The sequence below is a fragment of the Kitasatospora sp. NPDC059327 genome, assembly GCF_042752535.1.
GTDB lineage: Bacteria > Actinomycetota > Actinomycetes > Streptomycetales > Streptomycetaceae > Kitasatospora.
The window spans coordinates 53593-66261 of record NZ_JBHYYB010000047.1; the positions used below are offsets into that span (position 1 = coordinate 53593).

9 protein-coding genes are annotated in these 12669 nt (G+C 75.6%); 8 read left to right on the plus strand and 1 reads right to left on the minus strand.

Translation table 11 applies throughout. From position 1 onward, the window contains the following. Positions 1-84 precede the first annotated feature (84 nt). The gene (locus ACFXHB_RS26145) at positions 85-795 is read left to right on the plus strand and encodes a hypothetical protein (RefSeq protein WP_380577065.1); all 711 of its coding nucleotides are present in this window, start codon (positions 85-87) and stop codon (positions 793-795) included. A 69-nt stretch (positions 796-864) separates the two neighbouring features. Here ACFXHB_RS26145 and ACFXHB_RS26150 read toward each other — a convergent pair whose 3' ends face one another. Further along, positions 865-1440: a nucleosidase gene (locus tag ACFXHB_RS26150; protein WP_380577066.1), complete on the minus strand. Its 576-nt coding sequence runs from the start codon at positions 1438-1440 to the stop codon at positions 865-867. Positions 1441-1779: 339 nt separating this feature from the next. Here ACFXHB_RS26150 and ACFXHB_RS26155 point away from each other — a divergent pair, with 339 nt between their 5' ends. From ACFXHB_RS26155 to ACFXHB_RS26185, 7 genes are all read left to right on the plus strand, one after another. Then, positions 1780-3174, plus strand: a complete 1395-nt coding sequence (locus ACFXHB_RS26155; protein WP_380577067.1) for a hypothetical protein — start codon at positions 1780-1782, stop codon at positions 3172-3174. Positions 3175-3190: 16 nt separating this feature from the next. Further along, positions 3191-4138, plus strand: a complete 948-nt coding sequence (locus ACFXHB_RS26160; protein WP_380577068.1) for a glutamate ABC transporter substrate-binding protein — start codon at positions 3191-3193, stop codon at positions 4136-4138. A gap of 288 nt (positions 4139-4426) precedes the next feature. Continuing rightward, positions 4427-5779: a hypothetical protein gene (locus ACFXHB_RS26165; protein ID WP_380577069.1), complete on the plus strand. Its 1353-nt coding sequence runs from the start codon at positions 4427-4429 to the stop codon at positions 5777-5779. Between the two features lie 5 nt (positions 5780-5784). After that, a complete protein-coding gene (locus ACFXHB_RS26170; protein WP_380577070.1) occupies positions 5785-8442 on the plus strand; it encodes a tetratricopeptide repeat protein in 2658 nt (885 codons plus the stop codon). Between the two features lie 3 nt (positions 8443-8445). Next, a complete protein-coding gene (locus ACFXHB_RS26175) occupies positions 8446-9837 on the plus strand; it encodes a PP2C family protein-serine/threonine phosphatase (RefSeq protein ID WP_380577071.1) in 1392 nt (463 codons plus the stop codon). Positions 9838-9922: 85 nt separating this feature from the next. Continuing rightward, the gene (locus ACFXHB_RS26180; RefSeq protein WP_380577072.1) at positions 9923-11278 is read left to right on the plus strand and encodes a VWA domain-containing protein; all 1356 of its coding nucleotides are present in this window, start codon (positions 9923-9925) and stop codon (positions 11276-11278) included. Positions 11279-11350: 72 nt separating this feature from the next. After that, positions 11351-12580, plus strand: coding sequence for an FHA domain-containing protein (locus ACFXHB_RS26185; RefSeq protein ID WP_380577073.1), 1230 nt, complete (start codon positions 11351-11353; stop codon positions 12578-12580). Positions 12581-12669: the final 89 nt, after the last annotated feature.

Below are 12669 nucleotides of genomic sequence, written 5' to 3' on the forward strand. Positions count from 1 at the left end.
CCGGAGAAACCACGTCGACGCGGGCCCCGGTTCGTGGCAGGCTCGGCCGCCGCGACCACCGACCCCAGAGGGAGCCGTTCCACCGTGCGCCGAAACCTCCTGCTCGCCGCCGCCCTGACCGCCGCCGCGCTGACCGCGCTCACCGGCTGCGACGGCGGCGACCGGGCCACCGCCTCCGCCGGCACCGGCGGGCCGGCAGCCTTCGACCCGGCGGAGGCGGTGGCGAAGGCGGGCAAGGAGCCGTACGCGGTCTCGGTCCGGGGCACCGGCGGCGTCGGCGACGGCGTGATCACCGCGCGGCAGAACCTCAACACGGTGTACACCGGCCACCGGGAGATCAAGCGGCCCGACGGCACGACCCTGGAGTTCGTCACCACCGCCGACGCCGAGTACGTCCGCGGCCACGACGCCACCGGCTCCTGGCTGAGGACCCGGCGGTCCGGCGAGGGCTCGGAGGGCTCGGTGTTCGACTTCGGAGGCTACGCCTCGGTGCTGCTGGCCGAGGGCCCGGCCGCCCGCAAGGGCATGGAGACCCGGGACGGCGTACCGGTCTTCCACCTCGCCGGGCATCTGGACCAGGACCAGCTCGCCCGGGCGTCCGGCGCGACGAGCTCGGCGGCGAAGCTCCAGGGCGTCACCGGCCTCGACCTGGACCAGTGGATCGACGCGCAGGGGCGGACCCGCTACGTCGAGGAACGGCTGACCGTGGACGGGAAGCCGGTGGTCGCCAAGATCGCCTTCAGCGACTTCGGCCCGGCCGAGATCTTCGCCGCCCCGACCGGGACCATCGTCTGACCGCGTCCGGCAGGGCGGCGCGGCCGCGTCACGGCAGGCCGTCACCGCCGGGCCCGCCCCGGCGGACCGTCACCACCCCTGGTGGTGGACCCAGTCCGCGAGGTGGCGCGCGCAGTCGTCGACGGACTCCCGCCAGCTGTGCGCCGCGCCCTCGCCGGCCTCGTCGCTGACGTGCTTCACCAGGCGCACGGGCAGTCCGGCCCGGTGGGCGACGGTGGCGACGGCGTAGCCCTCCATGTCGACGAGGTCCGCGTGCTCGGCGAGGCGGTCGCGGGCGGCCGCGCCGGAGACGAAGAGGTCACCGGTGGCCAGCACCGGGCCGTCGCCCTTGCCGACCATCAGCGGGGCGCCGTAGGTGCGGCCGGTGAGCTCCAGCAGGGCGGGGCTGTCGAGGTCGTGCTGGATCACCTGGACGACCGTGTGGGTGCCCTCCCAGCCGGGGCGCAGGGCCCCGGCGGTACCGATGTTGACCACCTCGCTGGGGTGCTCGCCGCGGGCGAGGACGGTCGCCAGCGCGGCGGCCGCGTTGACCTTGCCGATGCCGGTCAGCAGGACCGGAAGCCGGTCCCCCAGGTACACGGCCTCCTCCCGGACGGCGACGACGAGCAGCGGGCGGTCGGCGGTGATCGTTCCCAGAAGGCGCATGCCGCCATGGTACGGACGGCCCCTCCCGGAGGCCCGGACGGCACAACCGGACCCCTCCCCTCCGGCTGTCCGGGGAACCGCATAGGGTGCATCCCGCGTCGACCCGATCACCGCCCGCCCCCACCGCCGGGGCGGCGGTCCCGGACGGCACTCGGCGGCGCCGGCACCGCTGATCGGAAGAACGCCCGCGGAGCGGGCCCGGAGCACGGGCCCGGAGCACGGGCCCGGAGATGCTCAAGATCGGCGCAAGTCGGGTGTGGCCGCGGGGAGTGACGGCCATACTGCTGGCACAGGCCGGGCCCCGGAGGACGGAGCCCGCCACAGGGGAGGGTGAGGCCGGTGGCGACACCAGTACGTACGGAGCGGCCCCGCACGGTGGCGCCGGCTCGGCCGGGCGGACCGGCCGCGGTCCGCCGGACCGGCCCGGTGGGGCGGCTGAGGCAGGCCACCCGGACGGCACCGGGCCGGCTGCGGCTGGCCGGCGCCCTGCTGACGGTGCTCACCGTGGCGTTCGGCGCGCTCACCGCCTGGCAGGTCAACTCCCGCGCGCAGGCGGCGGAGCGGGTGGTCTCCTACAGCCAGCCGCTGAGCCAGGCGGCCGCCGACATCCACCGTTCGCTGGCCGACGCGGACACCACGGCGGCCACCGGCTTCCTGCTGGCGGGCGCCGAGCCGAAGGCCGTCCGGGACCGCTACGAGAAGGACCTCGCGACGGCGTCCCGGCTGATCGCCGAGGCGGCGGCGCGGACCACCGCCTCCTCCCCCGCCCAGGGCTGGCTCACCGCGCTCAACCAGCAGGTCCCGGTGTACGCCGGGCTGGTGGAGAGCGCGCGGGCCGACAACCGCCAGGGCTTCCCGCTCGGCGGCGCCTACCTGCGCTACGCCTCGGACCAGATGCGCACCGTGCTGCTGCCGGCCGCCGCCGCCCTCAGCGCCGCCGAGAACCAGGCCCTCGCGGACGACTACGCCGAGGCCAGGGCCGTCCCGTGGGCCGCGTACGGGCTGGGCGTGCTGGCGCTCGCGGCCCTGGTGGGGGTGCAGATGACGCTGTACCGGCGGACCAACCGGGTGTTCAACGTCGGGCTGGTCGGCGCGACCGCCGCCGTGCTCTCCGCGGTGCTCTGGCTGACGGTGACCGGGACGGGCGCGAACTCCGCGCTGCACGCCAGCGAGCGCGAGGGCGCCGGTCCGCTGCGGGCGCTCAACGCCGCCCGGGTCGACGTGCTGACCGCCCGGCTGGCGGAGAACCTGCACTTCGTCGCCCGCGGCTCCAGCACCCAGTACGCGGACCTCTGGGCGAGGACCACCGAGCACCTGTCCGCCGCGAACGCCCCGGCCGACCGGTACTCCGGCACCCTGCCGGACGCCCGGCGGCTGGCCCCGACGGACGCCCGGGCCGCCATCGACGAGGCGCAGCGGCAGTACCAGCAGTGGCGCGAACGACACCTGACGGCGAGCACCTTGGAGAACGCCGACGCGGACTACCAGGGCGCGCTGGACGCCACGGTGACCGTCAAGGAGGCGGACGTGCCGAACAGCGCCGACGCCGCGTTCAACGCCGTCGACCAGGCGCTGGCCCGGGCCGCCGACACCGAGCTGCGGCAGTTCAAGCGGGCCGCCGAGGGCACCGACGGGGACCTGCGCACCGCCGCCGCGGCGGTCGCGGTGCTGGCCCTGGTGGCGGCCGCCTCGGCGGTCCGCGGCCTCGGCCGCCGACTGGCCGAGTACCGGTAGAGGGGGGACGGACACGATGGGCAAGACCACGGTACGGGCCAGGTCGGTGACGGCGGTGGCGCTGCTGGCGTCCTGCGCGGCGTTGCTCGGCGCGGGCGCTCCGCAGGGCGCCGCCCTGCCGCCGGCCGCCCCCGCGCGGCCGGCGCAGGCACCGCTGCAGGAGCAGGCCGGCAACGACTGCGACGTCTACCGGAGCGTGCCGCCGAGCAGCGAGGACGGCCCGGCGGTGAAGGCCATCAAGGCCAAGCGCAGCCTGGTGATCGGCGTCGACCAGAACAGCTTCCGCTGGGGTTCCCGCAACCCCAACACGGGCCAGATCGAGGGCTTCGACATCGACCTCGCCCGGGCGATCGGCGCCGCCGTGATGGGCGACCCGGACAAGGTGACCCTCAAGGCGGTCCCCACCGCCGAGCGGGTCAAGTTCGTCCAGGAGGGCCGGGTCGACCTGATCGTCCGGACCATGACCATCACGTGTGACCGGCTCCAGCAGGTCGCCTTCTCCAAGCCCTACTTCACCACCAGCCAGCGCGTCGTGGTCCCCCGGTCGTCCCCGGCGAAGACCATCGACGAGGCGGTGGACGGCAAGACCGTCTGCGCGGCGACCAGTTCCTCGGCCGAGGACGAGCTGAAGGCCCGGCCGAAGGTCGGGAAGATCGTCTCGGTGGAGAACCACCTCGACTGCCTGGTGCTGATGCAGCTCGGCAAGGTCGACGCGACCATGACCGACGACGGCCTCGCGGCCAGCCAGGCCGCCCAGGACCAGACGGTGCGCCTGGTGGACGGCGAGGTCAGGCCCGCGGTGATGGGCATCGCGATGCTCAAGAACAGCACCGACCTGACGGCCCGGGTGAACCAGGTGCTCGCCGACTACCACGCGAGCGGCGCCTGGCGGGCGGGCTACGACCGCTGGCTCAAGCCGTACATGCTGAACGACGCGGAGCACTACTGGCCGACGCAGCGTTGACCGGCACGGTCGCGGCGGTCCCGGCGGGGCGTCCGGGGTGTCCCGGGGTGTCCGGCGCGGTCCGGCCGGGCGGCGCCGCGTAGACGGCTCGTTGACGCCCGGGACCGGTCCGGACCTGCGGCCACAGGCTAGGGTCGGGGCGGATCGCCCCGGGACCGGGAAGCACGGAACAAGGGCCCGCCCCACGCGGACCAGGGAAACGCAGGACAGGGAAACGCAGGGCACGCACACGCAGGGCAGGGAAACGCAGGACCGCGGAACCAGGACAGAGACGAAGGAGACAGGGCGTTGGCAGCTTCCGCTGGCCCGGTGCTGAACCGGGAGGAGGTGGACCGTGCGCTGGCGCGCCTCGGCGCGGACCGCGACGCGGTCGAGTCGGCGCTGCTCTCGCTCCAGGACCACCCGGGCCTTCGGCTGCTCGACGGCGCCGCGCTCACCGGGCGGACGCAGGAGCGCTGGTCCGTCGCCGGACAGGGACTGCCGCTGCTCTGGGCGCTCTTCGACCGCTACTCGGAGGCGCTGGCCTCGGCCCGCGCGGTGCGCGCCCGGAAGAGCCGGCCGGGCGGCGCCGAACTCGCCGAGCTGAGCGAGCTGCTGACCGGCGAGGCGGTCACCGTGCCCGGCGGCGCGGTACCGGACGGCCCGCACCTGCTCGGCGCGCCCGCCAAGCTGGTCGAGCGGATCAGCCTGGACGACCTGATGACCAGGATGAACTCCTGGTACGCCACCGTGCTGGAGGTGGTGAGCGCCGCCGACGCCGTCTGGTCGGCGCTGCCGGCCCGGATCGACCTGCTGCTGGCCGAACTGCGCCGGGTGCAGACACTGGCCGGCTCGCTCGGCGTGCACACCGGCAGCCACCCGCTCGGCGACGACCTGGCGGGGCTGGAGACCGATCTGACGGAGCTGCGGACCGAGGTCCGCGACGACCCGCTGGCGCTCTGGCGGCCGGCCCGGGTACCGGCCCAGCGCGGCACCCGCCCGGACGGCACCGCGCTCGCCACCCCGTCCGGCGTGGTGGACACCGAGCGCTTCGACCGCGCCGGGCGGGCGCTGGACGGCGTCCGGGTGGAGCTGGAGGACCTGCTGCGACTGCGCGACGACGCGGAGGAGCGGCTGCAGGGCGTCGGCGACCTGCTGCAACGGGCGGACGCCACCCTGGCGGAGGCCCGCCGGGCGCGCGGCGAGGTGCTGGCGAAGATAGCCGCCACCGAGGTGCCGGCCGTGCCGGGGCCGGCCTCGGCCCTGCGCGAACGGATCGTGCTGGCGCTGGAGTTGCGTCAGAGCGGCCAGTGGCACCGGCTGGCGCCGCTGCTGGACGCGCTGGAGGACGCGGCCGCCAAGGAGCTGGGCCGGGCCCGGCAGTCGCTGACCGAGGTCACCCAGCCGCTGGCCGTCCGGGCCGAACTGCGGGGGCGCCTGGACGCGTACAAGGCGATGGCGGCCCGGCTGCGGGTGGCCGAGGACCCGGTGGTGATCGAGCGGTACGAGAAGGCGCGCTGGCTGCTCTGGAGCGCGCCCTGCGACCTGCGGGCGGCGGCCGGCGCCGTGGCCCGCTTCCAGCAGTCACTGCGGCCCGCGCAGGCCGAGCCGCCCGGCGGGCCGGTCGACGGACAGACACAGCAACAGGGACTGGGGGGCTGAGGTTCATGGCGCAGGCGTGCGTGCGGCCGGAGTGCACCGGCGACGGGACGATCGACCCGGACGGCTACTGCGACGAGTGCGGGCTCGCTCCGGCGGGCGCCTCCTCGGCGGGCGGTACCTCGGCGGGGGCGAGCGGTGTCCCGGCGGAGGCGGCGGGCCCGTCGGCGGCGCGGCCGGCCGGTACCTCCTCGGTGAGGACAGCAGCGGCGGGCCCCGGTTCGCCGTGCCCCCGGGAGTGTTCCGGGACCATCGACGACGACGGCTACTGCGACGAGTGCGGCCTGACCGCGCCCGGCGGTGACACCGGGCTGACCCAGCCGTACGTGCCGTCCGCCCGGCTCGACCCCGACTCGGCGCGCTCCACCCGCACCGGTTCGTCCCGTTCGATGTCCGGCCGCTCCCGCTCGCACCGCTCCACCCGGACCGGCAGCGCCCGCTCGGTGTCGGTGCGCAGCAGCCGGGGCAGCGTCAGCGCGGGCACCCGCCACCGGCTCGGCGCCGGTCTGGTGACGGTGCCGACCGTACCGGCGGCCGATCCGGCCCGGGCGGTGCTGGCCAACCCGGAGGTGCCGGAGCGCAAGCGGTTCTGCTCCAAGTGCGAGACCCCGGTGGGCCGGGAGAAGAACGGCCGGCCGGGGCGCCCCGACGGCTTCTGCACCAAGTGCGGCACGCCGTACTCGTTCACGCCCAAGCTCCGCCGGGGGGACCTGGTCGGCGGACAGTACGAGGTGGTGGGCTGCCTGGCGCACGGCGGGCTCGGCTGGATCTACCTGGCGGTGGACCGGCGGGTCAACGACAAGTGGGTGGTCCTCAAGGGCCTGCTGGACACCGGCGACGAGGACGCGCTCGCGGTGGCCGTCGCCGAGCGGCGCTTCCTCGCCGAGGTGGACCACCCCAACATCGTGCGCATCATCAACTTCGCCGAGCACCCGGACCTGCGCACCGGCTCCACCGACGGCTACATCGTGATGGAGTACGTCGGCGGCAAGTCGCTCAAGGACATCGCCAACGAGCGCCGGACACCGGACGGCCGGCGGCTGCCGCTGCCGGTGGAGCAGGGGATCGCGTACGCGCTGGAGGCGCTGCCCGCGCTCGGGTACCTGCACGGCCGGGGCCTGGTCTACTGCGACTTCAAGATCGACAACGTGATCCAGAGCGGCGACGCGCTCAAGATCATCGACATGGGCGCGGTCCGCCGTCTCGACGACGACGGCCCGATCTACGGCACCATCGGCTACCAGGCCCCGGAGATCGCCACCGACGGCCCCTCCCCCGCCTCCGACCTCTACACGGTGGCCCGCACCCTGGCCGTACTCACCTTCGACTTCCAGGGCTACAGCACCACCTACCGCGACAGCCTGCCCGGCCCCGAGTCGGTGCCGGCCTTCGCCGCGTTCGAGTCGTACTACCGCTTCCTGGTCCGCGCCACCGATCCGGATCCGGCCCGCCGCTTCGGCTCCGCCGAGGAGATGGCCGACCAGCTCACCGGCGTGCTGCGCGAGGTGCTGGCACTCCAGGACCAGCGGCCCAGGCCCGCGCCCTCCACCCTCTTCGGCCCGGAACTGCGGGTGGTCGACAACGAGTTGGTGCTCCCGTCGGTCACCCCCGGCGAGCTGCTGGTGACCGCGCTGGACCCGGCCGCCGCCGCCCTGTCGCTGCCCGTCCCCCGGGTCGACCCGGGCGACCCGAACGCCGGCTTCCTGGCCACCCTGCTGGCGGCCGACCCGGCGGAGGCCCTCACCGCGCTGGCCGGCGCCCCCGCCGACTCCGCCGAGCGCCGGCTGCGCGAACTGCGCGCCCACCTCGAACTGCGGGCCCGCGCCGACTCCGACCGGACGCTGACCGCGCTGGAGAAGGACCACCCGGACGACTGGCGGGTGGTCTGGTACCGCGGCCTCACCGCCCTGGTCGACTCCCTCCGCAGCCCGCACGACGGCCCCGACGAGACGAGGCTGCGCGCCGCGGCCGAGGCCTTCGACGCCGTCTACGACGCCTTCCCGGGCGAGAGCGCGCCGAAGCTCGCCCTCGCGATCTGCGCCGAACTGCTCGGCGACGGCGGCGACGCGGCCGAGCTCTACCGCCTGGTGTGGACCACCGACCAGGCCTACCTCAGCGCCGCCTTCGGCCTCGCCCGGGTGCTCCTCGCCGACGGGGACCGGACCGGCGCCGTCCGGGTGCTGGAGTCGGTGCCCGCCACCTCCAGCCAGTTCACCGCCGCCCGGATCGCCGCCGTCCGGGCCCGGCTGCGCGAACGGCCCGCCACCGACCCGCTCGGCGCCGACCTCGGCGCGTCCTCCGAGCAGCTCACCGCGCTGCGGCTCGACGACCGGACCCGTGAGGAGCTCTCCGTCGAGGTGCTCGACGCCGCGCTCGGCTGGGTGACGGCCGGTTCGCCCGGCGGCACCGGCGCACCCGAGGCGACCGGCGAGGCCGGCGGCACGGAGGTGGCCCGGGTGACCGGCGGCACGGAGGTGGCGCGGGTGGCCGGCGGGGCCGATGGGGCCGGTGTGGTCACCGTGCTCGGACGGCCGGCCGCCGAACGGGAACTGCGGCTCGCACTGGAGCAGTCCTACCGGGTACTCGCCCGGTTGGCCGACCGGGCCGAGATCAGGATCGAGATGGTGGAGCGGGCCAACCGTGCCCGCCCCAGGACGTGGGTGTAGCCAATGCCGCAGCAGACCGTGTGCCAGAGCTGTTCCGAGCCGCTGGACCAGGAGGACTCCTATTGCGGCTCCTGCGGCGCGAGCCGGAACGGCCGGCCGGCTCCGGGCGCGATGCCCGCGAGCTGGTCCGCCGCGCAGGGCGCCGACGGCGCGGACCACGCGCCGACCGTCCCGGTGCCGGTGGTGTCCGGCGCCGCCGCGCCCGGGGCCGCGGTACCCGCGCAGGGCGGGCCCGGGTGCGTCCACTGCGGCCTGCCGCAGGTCACCTCCGACGGCTACTGCGAGGCCTGCGGCGGCGCCCAGCCTCGTCCGCGCGACCACATGGAGAAGGCCCTCGGGGGCGTCGCCGGGGTCAGCGACCGGGGCCTGCGCCACCACCGCAACGAGGACTCGTTCACCGTCGCCGCCTCCTCGCTGCCGGGCGGCGAACCGGTCGTGGTGGCCGTGGTCTGTGACGGGGTCTCCTCCTCGGACCGGCCCGACGAGGCCTCCGAGACCGCCGTCGACGCCGCGTCCGAGTCGCTGCTGACCGCGCTGGAGGCCGGCCGCGACTTCGATGCCGCGATGCGCGGGGCGATCGCCGCCGCCGCCGCCGCCGTCGCCGCCCTCGCCGAGGACGGCGCCTCGCCCGCGCGGCCCGACCTCAACGCCCCCGCCTGCACCTACGTCAGCGCGATAGCGTCCGGCGGCCGGGTCACCATCGGCTGGGTCGGCGACACCCGGGCGTACTGGATCCCGGACGACCGGGTCGCCGCCGAGCCGTTCCGGCTCACCCAGGACGACTCCTGGGCCGCCCGGATGGTCGAGGCCGGGCTGATGGGCGAGGCCGAGGCCTACGCGGACCCGCGCGCCCACGCCATCACCGGCTGGCTCGGCGCGGACGCGGAGGAGGTGGTCCCGCACACCCTGGACTTCACCCCGCACGTCCCCGGTGTCCTGCTGATCTGCACCGACGGCCTCTGGAACTACGCCGAGGCCGCCACCGACCTCGCCCACTACGTCCGTCAGGACGCCCGGACCGAGCCGCTCGCCGCCGCCCGGACCCTGGTGAAGTTCGCGGTCGCGGCCGGCGGGCACGACAACATCACCGTCGCCGTCCTGCCGATCGACCCGCCGGCCGGACTGGCCGGTGCCGGGCGGCCGGACGCCGAGGACGAACGGACCGCCACGGCGGTGGACCTGCCGGTGGTCCGCCCCGCGGCCGCGCCGGCCTCCCCCGCCCCGGTGCCCTCCCCGGCCGGTGCCCCGGCGGACGGGGACGAGGAGGAGCACGACCCGACGCTGCCGGACCTGCCGGTGATCGGCTCGCCCGCCGCGCCCCTGCCGCCCGTCCCGCCGGTTCCCCCCGCCCCGCCGGGCCTCCCGCCGCAGCCGCCGCGCCCCCCGCTGGGCTGACCCCCGGCCGCCGCCCACCCCCACCGACCGCCCACCCCCACCGACCGTTCGCACCGACCGACCACCCGACGGGAGCCACCGGCCCATGGCAACACTGGCTAAGCCGAACCTGCCCAGGTTCGACGTGGACATCTTCCAGAACGCGTTCCTCGCCGACGGCGCCCGCGAGGTGAACGCCATCGTCACCGTCACCGCGACCGGCGGCGGCACCTCTGGCGGACGCCCGCTCGGGGTGACCGACAGCGGACCGCTGGACGCGGGAGCGCACTCCGCCGCCGTGGTGATCATGGTGGACTGCTCCGGCTCGATGGACTACCCGGCCAGCAAGATGCGCGGCGCCCGGGAGGCCACCGCCGCCGCCATCGACACCGTCCGCGACGGCGTCGCCTTCGCCGTGGTGGCCGGCACCCACGAGGCCCGGGACATCTACCCCGGCGACGGCACCCTCGCGGTCGCCTCGGCGGCCACCCGGGCCCAGGCCAAGGAGTCGCTGCGCCGGCTCAGCGCGGCCGGCGGCACCGCGATGGGCACCTGGCTCGCCAAGGCGGACACGCTCTTCCTCACCCGCCGCGACATCGCCATCCGGCACGCCATCCTGCTCACCGACGGCAAGAACGAGCACGAGTCGCCGGCCGACCTGGAGCGCGTCATCGAACGGGTATCCGGCCACTTCACCGCCGACTGCCGGGGGGTGGGCACCGACTGGCGGGTGGACGAACTGCGCAAGATCTCCTCCGCGCTGCTCGGCACCGTCGACATCGTCGCCGAACCGTCCGGCCTGGCCGAGGACTTCCGCGCCATGATGGAAGGCGCCATGGGCAAGCAGGTCGCCGATGTCGCGCTGCGGATCTGGACGCCCGCCAACGCCGTGGTCACCTTCGTCAAGCAGGTCGCCCCCACCGTGGAGGACCTGACCGGCCGCCGCACCGAGGCCGGTCCCCGGGCCGGCGACTACCCGACCGGGTCCTGGGGCGACGAGAGCCGCGACTACCACGTCTGCGTGGAGGTCCCGGCCGCCGCCGTCGGCAACGAGATGCTCGCCGCCCGGATCAGCCTCGTCCTGCCGCCGCTGAGCGGGAACACCCCCGAGGTGCTGTCCCAGGGCCTGGTCAAGGCGGTCTGGACGGACGACCTGGCCTCGTCCACCCGGATCAGCCCGCAGGTCGCCCACTACACCGGGCAGGCCGAGCTGGCCTCGTCGATCCAGGAGGGCCTGGAGGCGCACCGCGCCGGGGACGTCGACCGCGCCACCGCCAAGCTCGGCGCCGCCGTCCGGATCGCGCACGCGACCGGGAACGAGGGCACGTTCAAGCTGTTGCAGAAGGTGGTGGATGTGGTCGACCCGAAGGAGGGTACGGTTCGGTTCCGTAAGAATGTGAGTGAGGCCGACTCGATGACCCTTGAGACCCGGTCGACCAAAACCGTCCGTGTGAAGAAGTGACCGCTGAAGTACCGGTCGGGCCGCGGCCCGGCCGGACGCTGCCCCAGCTGGCTGGAAACGAGGGGGGACCTGATGCCGATCTGCCCGAGGGGGCATGAGTCGCAGGCCGAGGACTGGTGCGACTTCTGCGGCTTCCCGATGACACCGCCGCCGCCGATCCCGCCGCCGCCCGGCACGCTTCCGGGCGGGCCCGGGGCGCAGCACGGCGGTCCCGACGGTCTCGGCGGGGCGGGGGCGCACGGCGGTCACGGCGGGCCCGGGCCGCAGCACGGCGGTCACGGACACCCGGGTCACGGCGGCACGCCGTTCGGCGGGCCGGTGCAGCCGGGTGCCGGCCGGCCGGCCGCGCCGGGCTTCCCCGACCTCACCGAGGGCCTGGTGATCTGCCCGATCTGCCGCAGCCCGCAGACCGGGCGGTTCTGCGAGGAGTGCGGGTACGACTACGACCTCTCCTCGCCCTCGCAGCGCCGGCCCCCGGCCCCCGGCCCGCACCCGGCGGGCCCGCCCCCGACCGGGCAGCCCCCGCTCAACATCCCGGCGTCGTACGGCGGCCCGCAGCCGCCCAGCCAGCCGCCGCACCTCCAGGAGCAGGCAGGGCCCGGCTACGGCTACCCGCAGCCGGCGGCCAGCCCGTTCCCGGGGCCGCCGTACCAGGAGGCCTCCTACCAGGAACGCCCGTACCAGGAGCAGCCGCGCGAGGACTCCGGACCGGTCTACGCCCAGCCCGGTCCGACCGGGCGCGGCGGGGAGTTCGGCACCTCGTTCAACCTGGCTCCGCCGGTCGCCCCGCACGGTCAGCAGGCCCCACCGGTCCAGCACCCGGTCCAGCACCCGGAGCAGGTCCAGCAGGCCCAGCAGCCGCCGTACCAGCCCGCCCCGCCCGAGCCGGTGCGGACCAACTGGATCGCGGTGGTCTCGGCCGACCGCGACTACTTCACCGACATGATGGCGCGCAGCGGGCCGGAGGCGACGGGTCTCTTCTTCCCGCCGTACTGCCCCGAGCGGCGCATCCCGCTGACCGGCCGCGGCCAGCTGCGGATCGGCCGGCGCAGCCAGCACCGCGGCACCGTGCCGGAGATCGACCTCTCCGTCCCGCCGGAGGACCCGGGCGCCTCGCACCAGCACGCGCTGCTCGCCGAACAGGCGGACGGCAGCTGGGTGCTGGTCGACCAGGACTCCACCAACGGCACCACGATGAACGGCGGCGCCGAGACGCTCGCCCCGCACACCGCGATCCCGCTGAACGACGGCGACCGGATCCACATCGGGGCGTGGACGACCATCACCCTGCACCGCGCCTGACTCCGGACACCGGCGGGGCCGGACGGGAGCCCCCTCCACCCCCGCACCCGCCCGACGGGGACGAGGGGGGCGCAGCCCGCGGGGGGGGA